General features: G+C 42.4%; 22 protein-coding genes. 13 read left to right on the forward strand and 9 right to left on the reverse strand.

The annotated features are described in order from the left end of the window. Positions 1 to 227 precede the first annotated feature (227 nt). The 5 genes from AC3EBE_RS21545 to AC3EBE_RS21565 all read left to right on the forward strand — a co-directional run bounded on the left by AC3EBE_RS21545 (position 228) and on the right by AC3EBE_RS21565 (position 6,816). The gene (locus AC3EBE_RS21545; RefSeq protein ID WP_488597078.1) at positions 228 to 1,505 is read left to right on the forward strand and encodes a sugar ABC transporter substrate-binding protein; all 1,278 of its coding nucleotides are present in this window, start codon (positions 228 to 230) and stop codon (positions 1,503 to 1,505) included. A gap of 378 nt (positions 1,506 to 1,883) precedes the next feature. Then, entirely contained in the window at positions 1,884 to 3,167 is a 1,284-nt protein-coding gene (locus tag AC3EBE_RS21550) for an ABC transporter permease subunit (RefSeq protein WP_488597079.1), read from the forward strand. A gap of 1 nt (position 3,168) precedes the next feature. Then, positions 3,169 to 4,011: a sugar ABC transporter permease gene (locus tag AC3EBE_RS21555; RefSeq protein ID WP_488597080.1), complete on the forward strand. Its 843-nt coding sequence runs from the start codon at positions 3,169 to 3,171 to the stop codon at positions 4,009 to 4,011. Between the two features lie 71 nt (positions 4,012 to 4,082). Further along, positions 4,083 to 5,615: an alpha-amylase family glycosyl hydrolase gene (locus AC3EBE_RS21560; RefSeq protein WP_488597081.1), complete on the forward strand. Its 1,533-nt coding sequence runs from the start codon at positions 4,083 to 4,085 to the stop codon at positions 5,613 to 5,615. Between the two features lie 157 nt (positions 5,616 to 5,772). After that, on the forward strand, positions 5,773 to 6,816 hold the full coding sequence (locus tag AC3EBE_RS21565; RefSeq protein ID WP_488597082.1) for a LacI family DNA-binding transcriptional regulator: 1,044 nt from the start codon (positions 5,773 to 5,775) through the stop codon (positions 6,814 to 6,816). Positions 6,817 to 6,863: 47 nt separating this feature from the next. Here the strand turns inward: AC3EBE_RS21565 and AC3EBE_RS21570 are convergent, their stop codons facing one another. The 3 genes from AC3EBE_RS21570 to AC3EBE_RS21580 all read right to left on the reverse strand — a co-directional run bounded on the left by AC3EBE_RS21570 (position 6,864) and on the right by AC3EBE_RS21580 (position 10,924). Continuing rightward, on the reverse strand, positions 6,864 to 7,730 hold the full coding sequence (locus AC3EBE_RS21570; RefSeq protein ID WP_488597083.1) for an SDR family oxidoreductase: 867 nt from the start codon (positions 7,728 to 7,730) through the stop codon (positions 6,864 to 6,866). 781 nt (positions 7,731 to 8,511) lie between these two features. Beyond that, positions 8,512 to 10,161, reverse strand: coding sequence for a CoA-disulfide reductase (locus tag AC3EBE_RS21575; protein WP_488597084.1), 1,650 nt, complete (start codon positions 10,159 to 10,161; stop codon positions 8,512 to 8,514). A gap of 271 nt (positions 10,162 to 10,432) precedes the next feature. Further along, entirely contained in the window at positions 10,433 to 10,924 is a 492-nt protein-coding gene (locus AC3EBE_RS21580) for a YajQ family cyclic di-GMP-binding protein (RefSeq protein WP_488597085.1), read from the reverse strand. 175 nt (positions 10,925 to 11,099) lie between these two features. Here AC3EBE_RS21580 and AC3EBE_RS21585 point away from each other — a divergent pair, with 175 nt between their 5' ends. Then, entirely contained in the window at positions 11,100 to 11,963 is an 864-nt protein-coding gene (locus tag AC3EBE_RS21585; RefSeq protein WP_488597086.1) for a CvfB family protein, read from the forward strand. Positions 11,964 to 11,991: 28 nt separating this feature from the next. Here AC3EBE_RS21585 and AC3EBE_RS21590 read toward each other — a convergent pair whose 3' ends face one another. Together AC3EBE_RS21590 and AC3EBE_RS21595 are read right to left on the reverse strand one after the other, a co-directional pair. Continuing rightward, the gene (locus AC3EBE_RS21590; RefSeq protein ID WP_125478228.1) at positions 11,992 to 12,123 is read right to left on the reverse strand and encodes a DUF3941 domain-containing protein; all 132 of its coding nucleotides are present in this window, start codon (positions 12,121 to 12,123) and stop codon (positions 11,992 to 11,994) included. Between the two features lie 72 nt (positions 12,124 to 12,195). Beyond that, positions 12,196 to 13,056, reverse strand: a complete 861-nt coding sequence (locus tag AC3EBE_RS21595; protein WP_488597087.1) for a DegV family protein — start codon at positions 13,054 to 13,056, stop codon at positions 12,196 to 12,198. Positions 13,057 to 13,186: 130 nt separating this feature from the next. Between AC3EBE_RS21595 and AC3EBE_RS21600 the strand changes: the two genes are divergently transcribed. Together AC3EBE_RS21600 and AC3EBE_RS21605 are read left to right on the forward strand one after the other, a co-directional pair. Beyond that, complete coding sequence (locus tag AC3EBE_RS21600) at positions 13,187 to 14,029, forward strand: YitT family protein (RefSeq protein ID WP_488597088.1); 843 nt, start codon at positions 13,187 to 13,189, stop codon at positions 14,027 to 14,029. Between the two features lie 22 nt (positions 14,030 to 14,051). Beyond that, entirely contained in the window at positions 14,052 to 14,843 is a 792-nt protein-coding gene (locus AC3EBE_RS21605) for a BsuPI-related putative proteinase inhibitor (protein ID WP_488597089.1), read from the forward strand. A gap of 39 nt (positions 14,844 to 14,882) precedes the next feature. Here the strand turns inward: AC3EBE_RS21605 and AC3EBE_RS21610 are convergent, their stop codons facing one another. The 3 genes from AC3EBE_RS21610 to AC3EBE_RS21620 form a co-directional block, all read right to left on the reverse strand. After that, positions 14,883 to 15,074 carry a DUF3813 domain-containing protein gene (locus AC3EBE_RS21610; RefSeq protein ID WP_488597090.1) on the reverse strand — a complete coding sequence of 64 codons (192 nt, stop codon included), beginning with the start codon at positions 15,072 to 15,074 and terminating at the stop codon, positions 14,883 to 14,885. Beyond that, entirely contained in the window at positions 15,075 to 15,227 is a 153-nt protein-coding gene (locus tag AC3EBE_RS21615; RefSeq protein ID WP_488597091.1) for a hypothetical protein, read from the reverse strand. It abuts the gene before it with no gap. Positions 15,228 to 15,525: 298 nt separating this feature from the next. Beyond that, positions 15,526 to 16,344: a Cof-type HAD-IIB family hydrolase gene (locus AC3EBE_RS21620; protein WP_488597092.1), complete on the reverse strand. Its 819-nt coding sequence runs from the start codon at positions 16,342 to 16,344 to the stop codon at positions 15,526 to 15,528. Positions 16,345 to 16,573: 229 nt separating this feature from the next. Between AC3EBE_RS21620 and AC3EBE_RS21625 the strand changes: the two genes are divergently transcribed. The 3 genes from AC3EBE_RS21625 (at position 16,574) to AC3EBE_RS21635 (ending at position 19,183) form a co-directional block, all read left to right on the forward strand. Next, entirely contained in the window at positions 16,574 to 17,341 is a 768-nt protein-coding gene (locus AC3EBE_RS21625) for a prolyl oligopeptidase family serine peptidase (RefSeq protein ID WP_488597093.1), read from the forward strand. Positions 17,342 to 17,415: 74 nt separating this feature from the next. Continuing rightward, positions 17,416 to 17,727: a metal-sulfur cluster assembly factor gene (locus tag AC3EBE_RS21630; protein ID WP_488597094.1), complete on the forward strand. Its 312-nt coding sequence runs from the start codon at positions 17,416 to 17,418 to the stop codon at positions 17,725 to 17,727. A 334-nt stretch (positions 17,728 to 18,061) separates the two neighbouring features. After that, positions 18,062 to 19,183: a TIGR04053 family radical SAM/SPASM domain-containing protein gene (locus AC3EBE_RS21635; protein WP_488597229.1), complete on the forward strand. Its 1,122-nt coding sequence runs from the start codon at positions 18,062 to 18,064 to the stop codon at positions 19,181 to 19,183. 80 nt (positions 19,184 to 19,263) lie between these two features. On the opposite strand, the gene AC3EBE_RS21640 is transcribed toward AC3EBE_RS21635, so the two are convergent. Then, positions 19,264 to 19,962 carry a Crp/Fnr family transcriptional regulator gene (locus AC3EBE_RS21640; protein ID WP_488597095.1) on the reverse strand — a complete coding sequence of 233 codons (699 nt, stop codon included), beginning with the start codon at positions 19,960 to 19,962 and terminating at the stop codon, positions 19,264 to 19,266. A 375-nt stretch (positions 19,963 to 20,337) separates the two neighbouring features. Here AC3EBE_RS21640 and AC3EBE_RS21645 point away from each other — a divergent pair, with 375 nt between their 5' ends. Both AC3EBE_RS21645 and moaA read left to right on the forward strand, forming a co-directional pair. Further along, complete coding sequence (locus AC3EBE_RS21645) at positions 20,338 to 21,837, forward strand: nitrate/nitrite transporter (RefSeq protein ID WP_488597096.1); 1,500 nt, start codon at positions 20,338 to 20,340, stop codon at positions 21,835 to 21,837. Between the two features lie 315 nt (positions 21,838 to 22,152). Next, a complete protein-coding gene (gene moaA / locus AC3EBE_RS21650; protein ID WP_488597097.1) occupies positions 22,153 to 23,169 on the forward strand; it encodes a GTP 3',8-cyclase MoaA in 1,017 nt (338 codons plus the stop codon). Positions 23,170 to 23,284 lie beyond the last annotated feature (115 nt).

Raw genomic sequence — 23,284 nt, forward strand, 5'->3', positions numbered from 1 at the left:
ACAAATGTCAATTATAAAAAAGCGGTTTCACAAAAAATTAACGAAATACACTCACCCGTAAAAAAAATTAAAAAAACTAGTTGTCAAACTCATTTTAGTCTTTATAATAAGAATTAGGTTGTGCAATCGTTTTCATAGACTTGCAAACAAGATTACAAACGTTTGCACAGTAACTGAGCGTTCTGCGCAATTAAAAAAGTATAAACATTTTTAGGAGGGGTATACACATGAAAAAAGCACTGTCGATTTTCATGATGCTGATCTTGATGATTGGCGCACTTGCTGCTTGTGGACCTAAAGAAGAAGAGAATACAGGTTCTGACAATGGCGAGAAGAAAACAGAAGATGCTTCTAAACCAGAGAAGCTTGTAGTTTGGGAAGATAAAGATAAGTCTGGCTGGCTTGAAAAGGTAGCTGCTGATTTCGAAAAAGAAAACGGTATCAAAATCGAGTTCAAAGAAGTAGAAATGGCTACAAAAATGAAAGAACAATTACGTCTAGACGGTCCTGCTGGTACTGGTCCCGACATCATCACGCTTCCACATGACCAGATCGGTGAACTTGCAGTTCAAGGTCACATCGCTGAGCTGAAAGTAAGCGACGATGTTAAAAAGACTTACTCTGAGTCTTCAATTGCTGCACAGACTTTCGACGGTAAATTATACGGACTTCCAAAGTCTGCTGAAACTCCAGTTTTCATCTACAATAAAGCTCTTATGACTGAAGTTCCTGCAACTATGGAAGATTTATACGAATTCGCTAAAGCTAACACTAAAGACGGCAAATATGGTTTCCTTGCTCTTTGGGATAACTTCTACTTTGCACACGCTCCAATCGCTGGTAACGGCGGATATGTATTTGGGGAAAAAGACGGCGCTCTTAACCCTCAAGATCTTGGCTTAAGCAATGAAGGTGCTGTAAAAGGTACTGAGTACATCCAGAAGTGGTATGCTGAGAAGCTTTTCCCTAACGGTATCGTTGGTGAAAATGGCGGATCTGCTATGGACGGACTTTTCAATGAAGGTAAAGTTGCTTCTGTTATGAACGGACCATGGGCATTCGGCGGCATGAAAGATGCTGGCATCGATTTCGGTGTTGCTCCATTCCCTAAATTTGCTGATGGCACTCCAATGAAGACTTTCATGGGTGTTAAAGGATGGCATGTTTCTTCTTACTCTAAGAATCAAGAGTGGGCTACTAAATTCCTTGAATTCATCACAAACGATGAAAATGCTAAATATCGTTTCGAACAAACTGGTGAAGTACCTACAAACGTAGCACTAGTTGACGATCCAGCTCTAGCTGAAAACGAAGGCGCTAAAGCTGTAGCTCTTCAAACTCAAGACGCAGTTCCAATGCCGAACATCCCAGAAATGGGCGAAGTTTGGGCACCAATGGCAAGCGCATTGCAAACAGTTGTAACTGGCAAAGCTGAGCCTAAAGCTGCACTTGATGGAGCGGTTAAGCAAATCGAGCAAAACATCAAGCAAAACCACTCTAAATAATCTAGTATATAGCAGTACCTCCCGCGGGAGGTACTGCTGTATTTTACAGAAGAAGCTGCCAATTTATGTTACATGTTATATAAATATAAAAAGTCACAAAGTTTACGAAAAGTGCGCTAAAAAACTCTTTCATTGAGCAAACGTTTGCGCTAAAATAGATTTATACTAAATCAGATGCTTCATGAGAGTGAAAACGGATAGAAAGCCTTGCATATAATAAAATGTATTCGTTCTCATAAAGCATCTGATGCTTTTAAAAAGGTTATGTTAAAAAGGACAATGGTTTAAATGGCTGAGGAGAGCGTCTGAGCTTGCATCACTCCATAAACAAAATGTTTAACATAGCTAAAAACATAGAAAGAGAAAGGGGAATATAGGATGAAAGAGAAATCCTATCAAACCAACCACCGCAGAATTGCAACAGCCCTTTCGATCATTCCAGGGCTTGGACAGCTGTACAACAAACAATATTTAAAAGGGATCGCTTTTCTCGTTTTAACAGGTGCATTCTTTGGCGTTTTCTCTGACCTGCTGAACATGGGATTATGGGGGCTTTTCACACTAGGGGAACAGACACCGCGTGACCACTCGATTTTCCTGCTGGTAGAAGGGATTCTTGCAGTCATCGTTCTGCTTTTTGGAATCGGCTTCTATCTATTTAACTTGAATGATGCGTACAAGAATGGTTTGAAAAGGGATATGGGCGTCCGCTTAAGTTCCCTGAAAGAGCAATATAATAACCTGGTAGACAACGGTTTCCCATACTTGATCATGTCACCTGGATTCCTGTTGCTTATCTTCGTAGTTGTATTCCCAATCATTTTTGTTGTCTTGCTTGCATTTACTAACTACGACCTTTACCACTCTCCGCCTGCAAAGCTGGTAGATTGGGTAGGACTTAAGAACTTCTTCGACCTGTTCCAGTTGGAATCATGGCGTCAAACTTTCTTCACAGTACTATCCTGGACAATCATCTGGACATTCGTGGCTACCACATTCCAGGTTGCGCTTGGTATGTTCCTGGCCATCCTTGTAAACCAGAAGGATGTTAAAGGTAAAGCGATTATCCGTACTGTGTTCATCCTTCCTTGGGCAGTTCCAGCATTTGTATCCATCCTGGTATTCGCTGGCATGTTCAATGAATCATTCGGTGCGATTAACCGTGATATCCTTGGATTTTTCGGCATAGATCCGATTCCGTGGATGACAGAAGCAATGTATACAAAGATTGCACTGATCATGATCCAGACATGGCTTGGCTTCCCATTCATTTTCGCAATGACCACCGGGGTGCTTCAATCCATTCCTGAAGAATTATATGAAGCAGCAACTGTTGACGGCGCAACGAATTTCCAGAAGTTCAAGAGCATTACATTGCCGCTTGTGCTTTTCGCTACTGCACCAATCCTGATCACACAATATACTTTTAACTTCAACAACTTTAATATTATTTATCTCTTTAATGGCGGTGGACCAGCAGTGCCTGGTGCTAACGCTGGAGGAACAGATATCCTGATTTCGTGGATTTACAGCCTCACAATGACATCTGCACAATATTCTAAAGCCGCCGCTATCACGATGCTGTTATCACTGATCGTAATCGGTGTAGCTTTATGGCAGTTCAAGAGAACGAAATCATTCCAAGAAGAGGATATGATGTAATATGAGTATAAAACGACAGAAATATATCAGACTGACACTAACGTATCTTGTGATTTTGTTTATGTTTGCGATCATTATTTATCCGCTCCTGTGGATTGTTGGTTCATCCTTCAACCCGGGGCAAAGTTTATCTGGATCGAACATCATTCCTAAAAATGCGACGCTTTCGCATTATAAAGAACTTTTCGATACCAGCCAGAGCAACTATTTATATTGGTACTGGAATTCTTTGAAGGTAAGTGTTCTGACAATGCTGTTCACAGTCATCCTTGTCAGCTTGACAGCGTACTCTTTCTCCCGCTACCGTTTCATTGGACGCAAGAACAGCTTGATGACTTTCCTGATTCTGCAGATGATTCCTAACTTTGCAGCATTGATCGCGATTTTCATCCTTGCCTTGCTTACTGGCTTATTGGATACTCATTTAGGTTTGATTCTTGTATATGTTGGCGGAGCCATTCCGATGAATACCTGGCTTATGAAGGGCTATCTTGACACGATTCCGAAAGAGCTTGATGAATCTGCGAAAATGGATGGAGCCGGCCACTTGCGAATTTTCTTCCAAATCGTCATGCCGCTTGCGACTCCAATTATCGCAGTTGTAGCTCTATTCGCTTTCATCGCTCCATTCGGCGATTTCATTCTCGCTAGGGTATTGTTAAGGACAGAAAGCAAATATACGCTGGCTGTCGGCCTTTACGACATGGTCGCAAAACAATTTGGAGCTGAATTTACAACATTCGCAGCAGGTGCTGTTCTGATTGCTGTACCGATCGCAATCTTGTTCCTGTCATTCCAGAAGTACTTTGTATCAGGATTGACGGCTGGTGGAACAAAAGGATAATCTATTAGGGCAAACACTTTTTAAGCAAAGGCCAGATTTGGCCTTTGCTTAAATTATGAGGAGGAGCGGAGATGAAAAAAAGACTCATCTTCATCTTGATTCCGTTTCTTCTTTTTTACGCCCTCCCGGCAGGTGCAGTTGAAAAAGAAGGACGCAAATGGCAGGATGAAACAATTTATTTCCTGATGGTGGACCGTTTCAATAACGGTGACAATAGCAATGACTTTAATGTTGACACCCAGGATCCGAAGGCGTATCACGGCGGTGACTTCCAGGGAATCATAGACGAGCTGGATTACATAAAGGATATGGGTTTCACAGCCATCTGGCTGACGCCGGTCTTTGACAATGTGGATATGGGGTACCATGGATATTGGATCAAGGATTTTTATAAGACAGAAGAGCATTTTGGAAGCGTTGACAAATTCAAAGAGCTTGTCAAAGAAGCGCACAAGCGTGACATTAAAATCATCCTGGATTTTGTCGTGAACCATGTCGCGCCGGAACATGAGTGGGTGAATGATCCTGCTAAAAAGGACTGGTTCCATGAGAAGCAGGATATCATGGACTGGAACAACCAGGAGGAGCTTGAAAACAACTGGCTTTATGGGCTCCCCGATTTAGCACAGGAAAATCCTGAAACGAGAAAATATCTTCTTGATGCTGCAAAATGGTGGATTGAGGAAACAGATATTGACGGTTACAGGCTGGATACAGTCAGGCATGTCCCAGTCGATTTCTGGAGCGAGTTTTCGAAGGAAGTAAAAAGTGTAAAAGATGATTTTTACCTAATCGGCGAGGTTTGGTCCGAGGATCCAAATTACATTGCTAAATATGATAAGGCTGGTATCGATGGTTTTGTCGATTATCCGCTTAATGACAATTTGCGTACGGCATTCGAGAAACCTGACCAAACATTGGACTGGCTTTATACGACTGCAAAAAGAAATGAGGCAATTTATGAAAATCCCGAATTGATGGGGAATTTCATGGACAATCATGATACCGTCCGTTTTACGAGGAATGCAGTCCAGAACAGGCAGCATCCGGGCACAAGATGGAAGCTTGCTTTAACATACATGTACACTGCTCCCGGTATTCCTATTGTCTACTATGGAAGTGAAATTGCCATGGATGGCGGAGAGGATCCTGATAACCGCCGACAAATGAGCTTCAGGGCAGACAAAGAACTGATCGATTATATTACAAAAATCGGCGAGCTGCGCAATGATCTTCCATCCCTGACTCGCGGTGATTTTGAAAAGCTTTACGAAAAGAAAGGCATGGCCGTGTTCAAGAGGACTTATAAAGGGGAGACATCCGTCATTGCCATCAATAACACCTCGAACACACAGAAGGTCACTTTGACTGCAGAGCAGCTCAAGGACGACATGGAGCTGAGAGGTCTGCTTGCTGATGATTTGGTTCGAAGCAAAGATGGCGAATATAATCTTGCACTTGAACGGGAAAAGGCTGAAATTTACGTTTTGGCTGAAAAAACAGGCTTGAACATTCCGTATTTAGCTGCAATGGGCGCAGTTTATGCGGCCTTCTTCATCTTTATTTTCGCGCTTGTAAAGAGGGCAAGACTGAAAAATTCTTAATCGGTGCATGCCCTGAATGGGGAGGAGTATGTCTCCATAACTTACCACCGTTGATGTCACTGGGGAAACAAAGAACAAACAAAAAAAGACGGAAAAAACCTTAGCAATTCATTTATAATAAAGATAAGAATTTTTCTGGCTAGAGGGAGGGGAACTTATGGCTGTCACTATAAAAGATGTTGCAAGGGTTGCTAATGTCGCGCCTTCAACTGTCTCTCGTGTTATCGCCAACAGTCCGAGAATAAGCGAAAAAACAAAGGAAAGAGTCAGGGAGGTAATGGACCAGCTTGGGTATCATCCAAACTTTATCGCCAGAAGCCTTGCAAGCCAATCAACAAGGGCTATCGGCCTTGTAATGCCAAGCTCGACCGATGCAGTATTCCAAAACCCATTCTTTCCCACTGTCCTAACCGGTTTAAGTGAAGGTGCACATTCCAAGCAATACGCGCTTCACATGACGACAGGAAAGACAGAGGATGAAATTTTTGATGGAGTTGTCGCGATGGTTCAGGGCGGCAGGGTGGATGGCGTTGTCCTGTTGTATTCAAAGGTAGAGGACAAAGTCATAGCTTATCTGAGGGAAAGGGATTTCCCATTTGTAGTCATTGGAAAGCCGTTCAAGGACGACGACAATATCAGCTATGTTGATAATGACAATTTCAAGGCCGGTAAGGAAGTAACCGAGCACCTGATCCAGCTGGGACATGACCGCATTGGTTTTATCGGGGGGAATCTTGACCTGGTAGTTACAGTTGAACGTTTGCTTGGCTATGAAAAAGCATTGAGAAATTCAGGCCTTTCACTGGTCGATGATTATATCGTCAATGATGAATTCCTCCGTGAAAGCGGACAGGATGCCGTCAAGGAACTCCTTTCACTTGAGAATCCGCCAACAGCCATGGTCGTAGCGGATGACCTTATGGCTTTAGGGGTGCTGAATAAATTGGATGAAATGGGAATCGCCGTACCAGAAGATATATCAATCGTCAGCTTCAATAATGTACTGATTGCCGAAATGGCCCGACCGCCATTGACATCAGTCGATATAAATATTTTTGACCTGGGTTACCAGGCAGCAAAAAGCCTTATTCAGAAAATCGAGAATCCGGATGAGCCAAATAAACGAATCATCATCCCATTCAAGATTGTTAAGAGATTCTCATGCGGGGAACCTAAGGATCATAAGCAAGTATCTGTATAAACAAGAAAAAGCAAAGCAGCGATGCTTTGCTTTTTTTTCTATTAGAGTTAACCATTGACGATTGTACCGCCATTGACATGAATGGTCTGGCCGTTGACATAAGAGGAGTCATCGCTCGCCAGATAAACATACGCCGGTGCCAGTTCATGCGGCTGACCTGCCCGTCCCATTGGGGCATTAGTCCCGAACTTGGCTACTTCTTCAGCTGAGAATGTGGAAGGTATGAGCGGTGTCCAGATTGGACCTGGAGCAACACTGTTTACCCGGATTCCCTGCTTTGCCAGTGACATGGCCAGAGAACGAGTAAAGGTCACAATCGCACCTTTAGTTGAAGAATAATCAATCAGCTTCTCATTGCCTTTATACGCTGTGATTGATGACGTATTGATGATGGTGCTTCCTTTTTTTAAGTGTGGAAGAACCGCTTTCGTCAAATGGAACATAGAGAAAACATTAGTCCGGAACGTTTTCTCAAGCTGATCAGCAGAGATGTCCAGCAGGCTCTTCTGTGGATGCTGCTCCGCTGCATTGTTGACAAGAATGTCTATCTTTCCAAATTCATCAATAGTCTTTTTGGCTGCTTCATTACAGAATAATTCGCTTCCGACATCACCTGCAATCAGCAGGCATTTGCGGCCCTCAGCCTCTATGAGCTCCCTGGTGGTCTGGGCATCCTCGCTTTCCTCCAAGTAGACAATAGCCACATCGGCACCTTCCTTGGCAAAATAAATCGCCACGGATTTACCGATGCCGCTGTCGCCTCCAGTAATTAAGGCAACCTTGCCTGATAACTTTCCAGAACCCTTATAATTTTCATCAACAGAAATCGGCTCAGGCTTCATCTCCGGCTCAGTACCTGGCTGATGATCCTGATGCTGTGGCGGAAAGCCCTGCTTGTTATTTTCATTTGGCATAATTACTTCATCTCCTGACTTTAGATTCACATTAATTAAATTCCTTTAAAAACAAGAGAAAAAACATGGAAATATATTCTTGAGGCAGTTCGTTTTTGTGGCAATGCGAATCTCTGATCGATAAGGAAAAAATAAAAATTGAATATAAGAGGGAAGGAGGTTCTGATAGCTTTTTATTAGAGCCATCCATCGAGGGATTTTGGTGAAGGAAGGTTCTAATAGCCTTTATTAGAGCCATCCAACGAGGGATTTCGGTGGGGAATGGTCCTAATGACCTTTATTAGAGCCATCCAACGAGAGATTTCGCTGGAGGAAGGTCCTAATAGCTCTTATTAGAGCCATCCAACGAGAGATTTTGGTGAAGGAAGGTCCTAATAGCCTTTATTAGAGCCTTCCAATGAGAGATTTTGGTGGAGGAAGGTCCTAATAGCTTTTATTAGAGCCATCCAGAGGGGAATTTAGGTGGAGGAAGGTTCTAATAGCCTTTATTAGAGCCATCCATCTTGTGATTTTGGAGGAGGAAGGTTCTAATAGCCTTTATTAGAACCATCCATCGTGGGATTTCGCTGGAGGAAGGTCCTAATCGCCTTTATTAGAGCCATCCATCTAGAGATTTAGATGCAGGAAGGCCCTAATGACCTTTATTAGGACCACCAATAGAGAATTGTTAAGGCTAGAAGGTCCTAATAGCTTTTCTTTATAATAAAATTTATAAAGAAAAGCTAAAGCAGTAAGCCAAAAATAACAAAAACGGCTCCATAACAGGAGCCGCCCTTCAATATTATAGTTTATTTTTATAAACGGAATATGTCTTATAACCGCCTGTAAGATTTTTAACCTTAAAGCCGTTTTGCTGCAGGATGCGTGATGCTAGGTAGCCTCTTAAGCCAACCTGGCAAGTGATCAGGATTGTTTCATCCTTTGGCAGCTCATCAAGGCGGCCGCGCAGGTCATCAAGTGGGATATTCTTGGAGCCCTCAATTTTCCCGGCTGCATGCTCCTTCTCAGTGCGGACGTCGATCATCACCGCACCATCCTTGATCAATTCATCTACTTCATAATGCTGTACAGTTTCAATAGTACCGTCAACAATATTGGATGCTACGTAGCCAGCCATATTCACTGGGTCTTTAGCAGATGAGAATGGGGGTGCATATGCAAGTTCAAGCTCCTGTAAATCATAAACAGTCAAACCGCCTTTGATTGCTGTTGCAATGACATCAATACGCTTATCAACGCCATCTTTACCTACCGCCTGAGCACCGTAGATTTTGCCTGTTTCTCTATCGAATATCACCTTAAGTGACATTTGCTCTGCACCTGGGTAATAGCCCGCATGTGACATAGGATGGATATGAACAACCTCATAAGGGATTCCAAGCCTTCTTAAGAGCTTTTCACTGTTGCCTGTAGTAGCAGCTGTTAGTTCAAATACTTTTACAATAGATGTACCTAATGTACCAGGGTATGCAATCTTGCGGCCATTGATATGGTGTCCGACAATATGTGCCTGGCGATTAGCTGGCCATGCTAATGGAATCATAGTTGGCTGGCCATTGATGTAGTCAGTGACCTCGATCGCATCACCCATTGCATAGATCGCTTCATCGGATGTCTGAAGATATTCATTTACCTTGATACCGCCTCGTTCACCGAGCTCTAACCCAGCTTCCAGAGCGAGCGTGTTTTCTGGACGCACACCAATGGACAGGATGATCAATTCTGCATCAAGCACCTTGCCGCTTTCAAGGACCACCTTTGTGCCATTTTCCTGTACGTCGGTAATACCATCACCAAGGATTAATTCCACGCCATTCTTCCTTAACTCATCTTCGACGATTGCCGCCATTTCTGGGTCTACTGGTCCCATAACTTGAGGCAGCTTTTCGACAAGCGTCACTTTCACGCCTGCATGGATTAAGTTCTCTGCCATCTCAAGCCCGATGAAACCGCCGCCGATCACTACAGCATTTTTAGGTTTTTTGTCTTCAAGGTAGTGTTTGATTTTATCCATGTCTGGAATATTTCTTAATGTGAATACATTTTCACTCTTCAGGCCTTCTATTGGCGGAACGATAGGTTTTGCTCCAGGTGAAAGAACAAGAACATCGTAGCTTTCAGTGTATTCTTCGCCAGTTTGGACATGTTTGATTGAAACTGTCTTATCTTCACGATTGATTCCTGTCACTTCGGAAAAATTGCGGATGTCCAGATTGTAGCGTGCGTTCATGCCTTCTACAGTCTGAAGCAGCAATTTATTACGGTCTTCGATAACACCGCTTATATGATATGGCAAACCACAGTTTGCGAAGGAAATGAATTCTCCTCTTTCAAATAGTACAATTTCAGCTTGCTCATCTAATCTTCTCAGTTTAGTTGCTGTAGTTGCTCCGCCTGCTACTCCGCCTACAATAACGATTTTTTTGCCCATTTTATTGTCATCCTTTCGGTAAAAAAAGTTAAGTTATTAATACCCCTACTGGTATATTAACTCGTAAATAGGGTAAATCCAATAGAACTTTGTGAAGGATTTGTGAATGTTTAATAAGTGAACTCTAATATTGTTATTATTCCTAATTGTACCTTGTAAACAGGTTAAAACTCTTGGTGAGATGTGGATGATTTATGACTTTACCCAAAGCAAAAGCGGACATGATTTAACAATGTCCGCTTTCCTTTTCGTATTTAGTTTTTGCACATTTTTAACGATAATTCACGAATTGTACATCAACCGTAAGATCTGCTTCTTTAATGGCAGCAATGATCTTTTGCAAATCATCACGGTTTTTACCGGTTACGCGAACTTGATCATCCTGAACCTGGCTCTTCACCTTGAGTCCGCTATTTTTGATGAGTGTATTTATTTTCTTGGCATTTTCCTTATCGATTCCCTGGACCAGCTTTGCCCTTTGGCGGACAGTTCCGCCACTGGCACGTTCCACTTTGCCATAGTCGAGGTTCTTGACAGGGATTCCGCGTTTGAACATTTTGCTGAATAGAACATCTTTCAGCTGGTCAAGCTTATATTCATCATCTGAGATGAGGACCAGTTCTTCTTTATCAAGTGAAATATCACTTTTGCTTCCTTTAAAGTCATAACGGTTTTGGATTTCCTTCATGGCAAGGCTGATCGCATTTGTTACTTCAGACATCTCAACTTTGGATACAATATCAAATGAACTATCTTTAGACATGGCTACCTCCAGAAAAACATTTTATTTATGGGTTCATTATAGTAAAATATAGCAGTTCAAACAATTTTGCGTAATTTAGGGTATACTTTCATTAGAAGCGAAGAACAGCTTTAAACTTTATTTTTTATGAAATTTACTCATGAAAAAATTAATTTTTACATATAGGAGGAATTTTATGTCCTTGAATGAATATACGGGTCAAATTGTTGAATTGACTGTTGCAAGGATTGCGGACTATGGATACTTTTTGACAGATGGTGAGGAAGATGTCCTGCTGCACTCGAATGATACGGACCGGACTTTTGAAGAAGGCGACAAAGTTGAAGCATTTCTTTTTGTGGATTCAAGGGGAAGGATGACAGCTACTACGACAATACCGAAAGTAACGGTTGGGCAATATGGGTGGGTATCTGTCGTTGATGAGAAGCCGGGAGTCGGCATTTTCCTTGATATCGGCATCAGCAAGGATATATTGCTTGGTGAGGAGGATTTGCCGGTAATGAAGTCTGTTTGGCCGAAAAAAGGGGACTTGCTTTACATCACCTTGCGTGTGAACCGCAATAATATGATTTACGCACGGATGGCTACTGACCCGGTGATTCAGGAAATCTCTATCAAGGCGACCAGGAAAGATTTTAACAAGAATGTGCACGGCTATATCTATCGTACTGCACGTGTCGGAAGCTGGATCATTACGGCTGAGGGGTTCAAGGGCTTCATCCATGAATCACAGCGCCGCACAGAGCCGCGTATTGGCGAAAAGGTTGAAGGGCGTATCGTCGATGTGAAAGAAGATGGCTCGGTGAATATCTCGATGCTGCCACGCAAACAGGAAGCATTGGATGAAGATTCCGAAAAAATCATGAACTATCTTGAATTAAGAAATGGCGCCATGCCCTATCATGACAAGAGCATGGCGGAGGATATCCAGGAGCGCTTCGGGATGAGCAAGGGTTCATTCAAGCGTGCTTTGGGGCGTCTAATGAAAGAAGATAAAATTTATCAGGAAAATAATTGGACTTATTTAAAACAAAAATAGAGCCGAGGGGGCTCTATTTTTGTTTTTATCAAAGATGGTCGGTTTTCTTTGAGTACTCGTTTTTTCCGGCTTTGCGGTTTTTCTCCCGCATCATATTTTTTTCATGGCGAAGGGCATTATTGTCCTTTGCTTTTTTATCGTTATCTGATGTATGTGGCATAAAGAAAACTCCTTTCGGAATAGGATCAATATTATTTTTCCTAAAACCCGAAAGGAGTATGTAAGTGAAAGTTTATGAATTCAATTCATTTAAAAAGAAAATAGCGATCGTTCCAGCTCCAGTGTGTGAACCAACAGCTGCACCAATCGGAGTGATGAGAACTTCTTTTGCATGAAGTTCTTCCATGATCAGTTTTTTCATTTCTTCTGCAGTTTCCAGATCATCTGCATGGCTGATCCCGACTGTTTGCTGTTCGAAGCACTGGCCGCGTTCCTTCATCACTTCGATGATCCTGCGCAGGAGCTTCTTTTTGCCGCGGAGCTTTTCGATAGGGACTAGCTTGCCGTCTTCAACATTCAAAAGAGGCTTGATGTTCAATAGTCCGCCTACAAAGGCAGAGGCTTTGGATACTCGGCCGCCTTTTGCAAGATGGTCGAGATCATCAACGGAAAATAGATGCTCCATATGCTGGCTGCGGAATTCGATATCCTTTAAAATTTCTTCCTTAGACAAATTTTCCTGTGCCATCCTCGCGGCTTCCTTCACAACCAGGCCTTGTCCGAGTGACGCACATTTAGTGTCTATAATTGACAGGCTGAAATCTGGAAATTCTTCTTTTACCTGTTCCGCAATCATCACAGCTGTCTGATATGTCCCGGATAATTGCGAAGAGAATGCTATGTATATTCCGTCTTGCTTATTCTTGGCTAATTCAGTAAATACCTCTTTAAAACCAGCAGGGGATGCCTGTGAGGTTTTAGGAAGATTTCCAGCGCGGATCGCATCATATACCTCTTTTGGCTGGATCGTTTTCAGGTCCTCGTATTCTGTGCCATCAATTTGAACCTTCAACGGAAATAAAATCACGCCATTTTCTTCGTAGAAGTCCAATGGCAAATCACATGCACTGTCAGCCATAATTTTTACTGACATACTACTTACACCTGCTTTCAACCTTATTATGTTAATAGTTTATCGGTAATATCGCAAAAAGACAATTAAATGTAGTGATTTTCGGCAAAATAGGGGTAGAGGAAGAATAGAAAATAGAAGGGGGATTTACATGGTCTGGTTAGAAACGAAGAAAATCATCATCGTGGTAATTGGTGCATTCCTGAATGCTCTTTCACTGAACTTTTTTTTGATACCTGCAAATGTTTATGCGAGCGGGTTTACCGGGATTGCCCAGCTGGTTTCAAGCATACTTGGCCAATATGCGCCATTTACTATATCAACAGGGATTTTATTATTGCTATTGAACATTCCCGTAACGATTCTTGGCTGGATGAAGGTAGGCAAATCGTTCACCTTGTATAGCTTTATATCTGTAGTACTTTCATCTTTTTTCCTTGAAATAATTCCTGTAAAAGAAGTTTCAAGTGATATTTTACTGAATGCGGTTTTTGGTGGTGTTATTGCAGCGCTTGGTGTCGGACTCACCTTGAAATGGGGGGCATCGACAGGCGGGATGGATATCATCGCAATGGTGCTATCAAGAATGAAGGACAGGCCGGTAGGTACATACTTTTTTACATTGAATGGCATCATTATACTGACAGCAGGATATATTTTCGGCTGGGAAAATGCCCTTTATACTCTTGTGGCACTATATGTATCAACACGGGTGATTGACGCGATCCATACACGCCATGAAAAGCTGACAGCCATGATCATTACCAAGAAATCGGATGAATTGAAGGTGGCTATCCATGATAAATTGGTGCGCGGCATCACACTCCTTCCGGCGAAGGGAGCTTTTTCCGGAGAGCCAAGGGATATGCTCATCATTGTCATTACCCGATATGAGCTATACGATCTTGAAAGAATTTTAAAGGATGTTGACCCTCAGGCATTTACAAATATCGTGGAGACAGCAGGTATTTTTGGATTCTTCCGAAAGGAATAGAAATAGAAAGGGGCTAACATATATGAAAAAAATAAGCTTGCTGATTATTTTAATGTTAATGGCTGTTGCACCCGCACTGGCGATTGGTGAGGATAAGCAGTCTGTATCATCACAGCCGGATTTCAGCTTTTATGTAAATCCCCTTGCTGGTCCGGAACAGGCCGAATTCGAGCTGTATCTCATCAATAATGAGAATTCACCGCTTACATTCGAATTTCCTACCTCACAGAAATATGAAATCATCGTCACTGATGCCAAGAAAAAGAAGGTTTATCAATTTTCAGAGGGAATGGCCTTTGCCCAGGTGTTTGAAAAAATCACCCTGAAGCCGCAGGAAAGCATAAAGTGGAGAGAAACATGGGACTATTCATCCCAAGGCATTCGAGTGGATGAGGGGGAATACACGGTCACCGCTGAATTAAAGGCCGTAAGTGTGAATGGCAAAGATGTGGTCGAAAAATCCAAGCTTAAGGATATAAAAACAACTTATATTCCTGGCGAAAACCCTGTTTTCAAAGCTGTTAAGTCTGAAGGAAGCACTGGTAATTACCATATTACCGGAAAAGCAAGACCGCAAAATGGGAAGTTCTATTATTCAGTCGAGGATGGCCATAATCAGCAAATCCCACAGACTGAGGTGAATCTTGGGGCCAAAGATCGGGAGTGGAAGCCTTTCTCTTTTGATATTTCCATCCCGGCAGGCAAGCTGCCTGAAAATGGCGCGCTGATGCTGAATTTGTATGAATTGGGTAATGATGGCTCGATTATCCATACCTATCCGGTGCTGCTTGAGAACTTTAATAGCCTCAAATAGAGGGAAGGCTGGCCATCATCCGATGAGCCAGCCTTCCTTTTACTTATTCTCAATTGAATTCAGCTCGTCCTGAAATGACCGAAGCTGCTCCTTCTCAGCAATAGTTGTATTGGCATATGCTGATGAAAGAGCATTTTTAGCTGTGCTGATGGCCGCTCCCTGTTCGCTAGGCTGTGCAGTTTTAGCTAATTGAACTGCTTTTCGAGCTTCCTGAAAAAGCCTGTTTCCCATTTAGATTCCTCCTAAAGAGGATTCTCTGACATTGGCCATTTTTTGAGCTTCAGCCTCGGCATACGTGGTGTGGTAAGGGATTCGTTGACTATGCTGGGATACAGAATCTGCACTTTGCTGAACAAAACGTTTGGATTTGTTGCTTTTACCCATCGTTTACCCCTCCATATACGAGCGAATTTTGAAACTGGCTTTTAAAGCCGCTTCGTTAGTAGTATGCCCTTTAGGCGAGGAATCAATCTTAAGCACACTAAAAGGCTTTTTTTGGTTTTCCTTTGAAAAAGCTGCTCACTAGCCAGTCAGTCAAAGGATTATTGCGAGGCAGAAGCACTAAGGCCACTAATTCACAGGATTAAAGCCATATGGTAGAAGTGAAGGCAAAAAATAACTATGAAATTATAATGACAGAATTAAAAAGAAAGAGAGGAATCTCCCTGTCCTGGATACACTATCACAATGCTTTTAAGTTAAGCAGATCATTCAGATAAACGCCGATTCCATCTTCTTCATTAGTCAGCGTGATGTCATTAGCGATATTTTTTACAACGTCAATGGCATTGCCCATAGCAATTCCCCGGCCTGCATATTCAAGCATATCTAAATCATTATCTTCATCGCCAAAAGCAATGATTCTTTCAGGCGGGATTTGGAAGTAATCAGATGCCCTCTTTAGACCGACGGCTTTATTCAGTCCGTATTTAACGATTTCTACGACATGGAATGGAGCCGCCCAGCTGCGATGATCGATGACTTCTGCGTGAACTTCGGACAGGTGGGCGCGGATTTTTTTGACATCATCTTCATCAGAATGGATCAGCATACTTGTCGGCGATGTCTTCAAATACCTTCTAAGGTCGCCTGTTGTGATCTTCGGATTGCCAAGATTGAAAATATCCATTAATTTTTCATCATGATAATGAACATAAACGTCGTCAATTACTTCGGCAATGATGTTGTGGTATTTAAAGTCATCCAAAGCTTCTACGATATCCTTGGCTACATCGATTGACAGAGGAGAATGGTGGACTCCCCATTTTGCATCAAGCGGATGGTGGACGAAAGCTCCGTTAAAGTTGACTATCGGTGTATCCAATTCAAGCTCATGATAGTACATTTCGCTGGAACGGAATGGCCTGCCAGTCGCGATCATGACAATATGTCCTTCATCCCGGGCTTTTTTAAGTACGCGTTTATTCTTTTCTGAAATTGTTTTATCATCTGTAAGCAATGTACCGTCTAAATCTAATGCGATTAAATGTTTTTCTGCCATAAATACTCCTTCTTTAATCTATTTTTTGCTTGTTTACATGATATGCATATGATTGGCTCTTTTTCCTCAAGAGTTCTACAATACATATATTGGATGTTTTTTGTAATTGTATCATAACTACTATGCTAACCATTTTACATATAAAGTGTAAAAAAATCATTATTAGAACATTTCAGTGCGGTAAATTCCGATTCGGGATTTTCCGCTAAGAGCTCCAGGAGGGTTAACGTTGATTGTTGTTGAGAAGAAACGCTTAAATCATATTCCCGTTCTCCATGTTGTAAAACAAAATCAATTTTCAGAAAGGATGCCTTTGGTCATCTTTTTGCATGGCTTTACAAGCACAAAGGAACGAAATATGCACCCTGCATATCTATTTGCAGAAAAAGGCTTCCGGGTCATAATGCCGGAAGCAAAATATCATGGAGAGCGAGCTGAAGGTCTATCCGAATCCCAGCTTGGTTTCCACTTCTGGGAGATTGTCCTCAATTCGATTGCTGAAACAGGAACAATCAGAGATATATTAGTTGGTGAAGGGCTTGCTGACCCAGATCGCATAGGTGTGGCCGGAACATCCATGGGTGCCATCACCACGCTTGGTGCACTTGCGAAATATGACTGGATCAAGGCCGCTGTCAGTTTAATGGGGGATCCTTCGTATGAACAGTTGGCATTATGGCAGCTGAATGAAATTGAAAAACGCAATGTGAAACTGGAGCTGTCCAAGGAGGAAATCACTTCTTTATTAAATGAGCTGAAACAATACGATCTGACTCTTCAGCCTGAAAAATTAAACAACCGGCCGGTGCTATTCTGGCATGGCAAACTTGATCAGGTTGTGCCTTACTCCGGTGCCTATCATTTTTACGAGCAAAACAGGTTAAAATATGAAGGTGCAGAGGATTTGTTCCATTTCATTACTGATGAGAAAGCAGGGCATGCGGTTTCGAATGCGGCAGTCATAGCTGCAGCAAACTGGTTCGAAAAACATGTCTGATGCCTTTCTGCTTTAAAAGGTTTGCAATCATTGTTATGATGAAATAAACAAGCAATACAAAGGAGTGACCACCAATGGATGAAGATTTGAAAGAAAGCATTATGGGTGCGCTTGAAATGGTCGTTGACCCTGAACTTGGCGTCGATATCGTTAATTTGGGTCTTGTATATGATGTGGACTTAAACGAAGAAGGTCTTGCAACTGTCACGATGACTTTGACTTCAATGGGTTGCCCTCTTGCAGGCACAATCGTAGACCAGGTAAAACTTGCACTATCCGACCTTCCCGAAGTAAAAGATACAGAAGTTAACATCGTCTTTAACCCGCCATGGTCAAAAGACATGATGTCCCGATATGCTAAAATCGCACTTGGCGTTAGAGATTAGGCTTAAATGAATTTATGGCAGAAGCAGCAGGGTGTCCCCCTGCTGCTTTTTTCACTGTTGATATCAGGGGCAGGAAAGCAGGGCCATAAGTGGAGGCTTCCAAAAGGACAGGCTGCCAAGGGTTGAAGGGGAAGCTGTCCGTATAGGCTATCAAAAGGACAGGTTGCAAGAAAGCGGAAAGGAAGCTGTCCTTAAGAGGCTTCTCCATTTGTCAGTCACAAAATTGTCATACAAATCATCAATTTTGCCGCTTTTTGTGTGAGGTAGTTCACTTAATCAAGTTGTAAATATCCTTATACTTCTTTTATAAGCAGTATTTAAGGAGGGGCCAATGATGTTTGCCAGAGATTTTAATAAGGACCCATTCATTGTGATTTGGGAATTGACAAGAGCCTGCCAATTAAAATGCCTGCACTGCCGTGCGGAAGCCCAATACAGACGTGACCCGCGTGAGCTTTCTTTTGAAGAAGGGAAAGCGCTGATTGACCAAATATACGAAATGAATAATCCGATGCTTGTTTTCACAGGCGGAGACCCGCTGATGAGGGAGGATGTATTCGATATAGCTTCTTATGCAGTAAAAAAAGGTGTTCGTGTTTCCATGACACCAAGTGCAACACCAAATGTCACGAAGGAAGCGATTGAAAAGGCGAAGGAGGTCGGCCTGTCGCGCTGGGCCTTCAGCCTTGATGGACCGACTGCTGAAATTCATGACCATTTCCGCGGAACAGCAGGCTCATTTGACCTTACAATCGAACGGATAAAGTATTTGCATGAACTTGAAATCCCGATCCAGATCAATACGGTCATTTCTCGATATAATATCGATTATTTAGAAGAAATGGCAAAAGTGATCGAAGAACTCGAATGTGTGCTGTGGAGCGTATTCTTCCTTGTTCCTACTGGACGTGGACAGGAAAAGGATATGATATCGCCTGTTGAGCATGAAAAGGTATTTACCTGGCTGTACGAGTTAAGCAAAAAAGTGAAATTTGATATTAAAACGACTGCTGCCCAGCACTACCGCAGGGTCGTCATCCAGCAGAAAATGCGGGAAGCAAAAGACCATTCCGAAGAAATCGATTACCTCACAGCTTTAACAAAGGAAGGCTTGACTGGGTCAATCGATGGTCTTGGAAGAGCGCCAAAAGGAGTAAACGATGGGAATGGATTTGTGTTTATTTCCCATATTGGGGACGTCTACCCGAGCGGCCTGCTTCCTGTTAAGGCAGGTAATGTCCGTGAGCAGCCGCTTGCTGAAATTTACAGAGAGTCACCTGTGTTCAAATCACTGAGGAATCCGGATGAATATAAAGGTAAATGCGGGGTATGTGAATTCAGGCATGTTTGCGGCGGATCAAGATCACGTGCATATGCCATGACTGGTGACTACCTAGAAAGTGAACCTTTCTGTGTCTATATTCCGAAAGCATTGAGAAAACAAAAGCAGAACTGACCAGCAGGAAAGAGAGTTGGCAGAACATGAAAAAACGAGTGAAGCAATGGCTTCACTCGTTTTTGATTTATTCACTTTGCTTAATCAATACTGCAGAATACTGCTGGACAATTTTCGCAGCCGATTTCCTGGCGCAAGAAATCTACATCATGAATAAGGATTTTCCCTTTTTTGATGGAAATCACATTTTCACGCTTCAGGTCATTCAAAATCCTGTTTGTGCTTTCCCTTGAAGTCCCGCAGAAGTTGGCCAGCTCCTGGTTGGTAAGGGGGAGGTCGATCAGGATACCGTTATCCTTTTGGATCCCATAGCTGTTGGTCATACGGATCAATGTTGAAAAAAGGGCGCCTTTCTTTCCGTTCAATACCAGGTCCCGGAACTTTGTCTGGGTTTTGCGGAAATGATCACTCATCCATTTCATGAATTCAAATGCCAGAGAGGGATTCTGGAAAATTTCTTTTTCAATGACATCTTTTCTGATGGCGGCAATCTTTGCATCTTCAAGGATCAAAGCGCTTAACAAATATTTTGGAGCATCTGTGAATAGTGTCAGCTCTCCGCAAATATCATTTTCTCCGCAGATCCTTAATGCGAGCTCACGGCCATCCTGGGTGACCTTGCTGATTTGGACCTTGCCTCCCAGAATCAAATAAAGCTCTTCAGCCTCCATCCCTTCCTGGAAGAGATAGGTTCCTTTCTTCGCCTGTATGGTCCGGTCGGCAAACTGAAGCAATTCCTTTATTTCAATAGAATGAGTCGCTTTATTTGTGTTTGGCATGATCTTCACCCTTTTCGTTTATTAAAAGCCTTTTTAACGGTCTTCTCACGTGACTTTTTGAGTTATTGTCAAAATAATAACATCGTCATAGTGTTAACTAAATATCAAAACGGGAATTGTCAAAATGTCGACACATTATCCAGCTATTCCGTTCACAATTCAGAAACAAATAGCACTCGTCTTTATTATAACGGTAAAATTAGCCGCTTAAATCGCGGGTTGGCGGACTTCTGTGACGGTTTATTGAACAACGAAACAGGTGTGAAGTTCGTCACATCTAAAAGCCTCTGAATTTTTTACGATTTACCCATAGAAAGCTTCTATGTCCGTTTTTAGCCAAAAAGGAATTTGCATAAATTAAAAGGGGAGAAAATCATGAAGACACAAAAAATTCAGCTGCCGCTGCAAACGCTCAGCCTTATCGCAGGTTTTATGGTGTGGGTCATCCTGTCATCCTTAATGCCATTCATTAAAGAGGATATTCAGATGTCGGCAAACCAGATCGCAATGGCAACAGCGGTTCCAGTAGTATTAGGATCAATATTAAGGATTCCAATCGGATATTGGACCAATAAATATGGTGCGAGGAAATTATTCTTCATCAGTTTCATTTTACTGCTTTTGCCTGTATTTTATATAAGCATGGCTAATAGCTACACAGATTTATTGATTGGCGGTTTGTTCGTCGGTATTGGAGGAGCGGTTTTCTCGGTTGGAGTAACTTCTCTTCCAAAGTATTATCCAAAGGAACGTCATGGATTTGTTAATGGTATCTATGGAGTAGGTAACCTTGGAACTGCGATTTCCACTTTCTCTGCACCGGTAATTGCATCCCAGCTCGGCTGGCAGTCCACTGTGAAATTGTATTTGATCCTGCTGCTCGCATTCGCGTTAATGAACTTCATTCTTGGCGATAAGAAGGAGCCAAAGGTTGTAACACCTTTAGGAGAACAGATTAAGAGTGTCTATAAAAACCAGAAACTATGGGCGCTGAGCTTATTCTACTTCCTGACTTTTGGTTCATTTGTTGCATTTACAATTTATCTGCCAAACTTCCTTGTGTCACATTTTGATCTTGAAAAAGTAGATGCTGGTTTAAGGACTGCCGGATTCATCGCACTTGCTACCTTTTTCAGGCCGATCGGCGGCTGGCTTGGTGATAAGTTCAATTCCTTCATCATCCTGATGTTTGTTTTCGGAGGGATGACAGTTGCAGGAATCCTGCTTTCATTCATGCCATCTCTGACTCTTTATACAATTGGCTGTCTGGCAGTCGCCATCTGTGCTGGTATCGGCAACGGTACGGTTTTCAAGCTGGTTCCGCTTTATTTTTCAAAACAGGCTGGTATTGTCAACGGGATCGTCTCTGCCATGGGTGGTCTAGGGGGCTTCTTCCCGCCGCTGATGCTGGCATTCCTGTTCAACCTGACTGGCCACTACGCAATTGGTTTCATGGCTCTTTCCCAGGTTGCGCTAGCCAGCCTGATCATTGTGTTCTGGATGTATTATCAGGATAAATTAAGCCTTGCTAAAAACATCATTGACCATACAGTAGAAGGCATCATGATTACCGATGTCAGAGGGAATATCGAGCAGGTGAATCCAGCCTTCACGACAGTAACTGGATACTCCCCTGAAGAAATCATCGGGAAAAATCCGCGTGTCCTTCGTTCCGGCAAACACGGGGAAGATTTTTATAAGGAAATGTGGAATGCCATTAAGCTGAATGGTTTCTGGCAGGGAGAGATTTGGAATAAGAAAAAGAATGGCAAGATTTATCCTGAATGGCTGACCATCAGTCCTGTGAAAAATGAAGCAGGTGAAATAAAGAACTTTGTCGGCATGTTCAGCGAGTTGACTGGAAAAAGTAAATAAACTATACAATGACTGCATCAAGTTCTGATGCAGTTTTTATGTTTTCACTCTATAATTGCTTAAACGCCTGTTGATTGAAGAGAAAGGCGCGAAGCACCACAGAACTGGAGAAGTTTTCATAGCAATAAATTGACAACATGATGACATTTAAGGGAAAAAACACTATCCACGCAGTTTTTATGTTGTAATATAGATATAAGGGTAAATCTACTATTTAAATAGAGGACAATTGATGTTAATGTGAGAATATTAACAGTAAAGGGACGAGGCTGCTGTTACAATCAATATCATCACCTCTCATTGGAGTTGACATATATGACGAAAAACATAATTAAAGACCAATTAAATAGACCGCTTCGCGATTTGCGTATTTCTGTTATAGACCGATGCAACTTCCGCTGCCAGTACTGTATGCCTGCAGAAAAATTTGGCCCGGATTTTGCCTTTTTGCCGAAAAGCGAACTATTGACCTATGAGGAGATTGAAAGGCTTGCAATCTTGTTCATTGAGCTGGGTGTCGAAAAAATCAGGCTTACTGGCGGTGAACCATTGCTTCGTAAGGACTTGCCGCTGCTTGTGAAAAAACTGAACAGCATTGCGGGATTAAAAGATATTGCCTTGACTACCAATGGAGTACTGCTTCCAAAATATGCAGAGCAGCTGAAGGATGCCGGGTTGAAGAGGGTGAATGTCAGCCTGGACAGCTTGAAGGATGAGCTTTTCGGTGAAATCAATGGACGCAATGTTGGCGTTGGCCCAGTTATGGAAGGAATCAATGCTGCAAAAAAAGCTGGCCTTGGGGTTAAGATCAACACCGTTATTAAAAAAGGGCTTAATGATTCTGAAATCCTGCCAATGGCAGAATTCTGCAAAAATGAAGGCCTGGAGCTAAGGTACATTGAATATATGGATGTGGGCAGCACAAACGGCTGGAAGATGGACGATGTGATCACGAAAAAGGAAATCTACAATATCATCAGTGAGCATTATGAACTTGAGAAGGTAGATCCAGACTATTTTGGCGAGGTAGCAAAGAAGTATCGCTACAAGGGCACGGACATTAATGTCGGTTTTATCTCATCAGTATCTGAATCATTCTGCTCAAGCTGTACAAGATCCCGGCTGTCTGCCAATGGCCAGATCTTTACTTGCCTGTTCAATGGGAATGGACATGATATCCGCGATTTCATGCGCGCCGGTGCCACTGACGATGAGCTAAGGGCAAGAATAACAGATATCTGGAACCACCGTACTGACAGGTATTCAGACGAACGGACAGAAGAAACAGCTGCAACCAGAAAGAAAATAGAAATGTCCTATATTGGCGGTTAATAAAAAGACTCCTTCGGGGGTCTTTTTTCGTTCCAGTGAACAGCTCTCATGAACAGCACTTCAGCTAAAAGAGACGAGCAAGCAAGAGGTATTATGTGAGGTCATGCTTCAGCCA

Source organism: Mesobacillus sp. (assembly GCF_057785455.1).

Coding starts and splice junctions, on each gene's coding strand:
- moaA (WP_488597097.1), top strand. CDS start 22,153: ATGACGAAAAACATAATTAAAGACCAATTAAATAGACCGCTTCGCGAT.
- AC3EBE_RS21545 (WP_488597078.1), top strand. CDS start 228: ATGAAAAAAGCACTGTCGATTTTCATGATGCTGATCTTGATGATTGGC.
- AC3EBE_RS21645 (WP_488597096.1), top strand. CDS start 20,338: ATGAAGACACAAAAAATTCAGCTGCCGCTGCAAACGCTCAGCCTTATC.
- AC3EBE_RS21585 (WP_488597086.1), top strand. CDS start 11,100: ATGTCCTTGAATGAATATACGGGTCAAATTGTTGAATTGACTGTTGCA.
- AC3EBE_RS21560 (WP_488597081.1), top strand. CDS start 4,083: ATGAAAAAAAGACTCATCTTCATCTTGATTCCGTTTCTTCTTTTTTAC.
- AC3EBE_RS21640 (WP_488597095.1), bottom strand. CDS start 19,962: ATGCCAAACACAAATAAAGCGACTCATTCTATTGAAATAAAGGAATTG.
- AC3EBE_RS21570 (WP_488597083.1), bottom strand. CDS start 7,730: ATGCCAAATGAAAATAACAAGCAGGGCTTTCCGCCACAGCATCAGGAT.
- AC3EBE_RS21635 (WP_488597229.1), top strand. CDS start 18,062: ATGTTTGCCAGAGATTTTAATAAGGACCCATTCATTGTGATTTGGGAA.
- AC3EBE_RS21620 (WP_488597092.1), bottom strand. CDS start 16,344: ATGGCAGAAAAACATTTAATCGCATTAGATTTAGACGGTACATTGCTT.
- AC3EBE_RS21595 (WP_488597087.1), bottom strand. CDS start 13,056: ATGTCAGTAAAAATTATGGCTGACAGTGCATGTGATTTGCCATTGGAC.
- AC3EBE_RS21550 (WP_488597079.1), top strand. CDS start 1,884: ATGAAAGAGAAATCCTATCAAACCAACCACCGCAGAATTGCAACAGCC.
- AC3EBE_RS21580 (WP_488597085.1), bottom strand. CDS start 10,924: ATGTCTAAAGATAGTTCATTTGATATTGTATCCAAAGTTGAGATGTCT.
- AC3EBE_RS21605 (WP_488597089.1), top strand. CDS start 14,052: ATGAAAAAAATAAGCTTGCTGATTATTTTAATGTTAATGGCTGTTGCA.
- AC3EBE_RS21630 (WP_488597094.1), top strand. CDS start 17,416: ATGGATGAAGATTTGAAAGAAAGCATTATGGGTGCGCTTGAAATGGTC.
- AC3EBE_RS21590 (WP_125478228.1), bottom strand. CDS start 12,123: ATGCCACATACATCAGATAACGATAAAAAAGCAAAGGACAATAATGCC.
- AC3EBE_RS21555 (WP_488597080.1), top strand. CDS start 3,169: ATGAGTATAAAACGACAGAAATATATCAGACTGACACTAACGTATCTT.
- AC3EBE_RS21615 (WP_488597091.1), bottom strand. CDS start 15,227: ATGGGTAAAAGCAACAAATCCAAACGTTTTGTTCAGCAAAGTGCAGAT.
- AC3EBE_RS21565 (WP_488597082.1), top strand. CDS start 5,773: ATGGCTGTCACTATAAAAGATGTTGCAAGGGTTGCTAATGTCGCGCCT.
- AC3EBE_RS21610 (WP_488597090.1), bottom strand. CDS start 15,074: ATGGGAAACAGGCTTTTTCAGGAAGCTCGAAAAGCAGTTCAATTAGCT.
- AC3EBE_RS21575 (WP_488597084.1), bottom strand. CDS start 10,161: ATGGGCAAAAAAATCGTTATTGTAGGCGGAGTAGCAGGCGGAGCAACT.
- AC3EBE_RS21600 (WP_488597088.1), top strand. CDS start 13,187: ATGGTCTGGTTAGAAACGAAGAAAATCATCATCGTGGTAATTGGTGCA.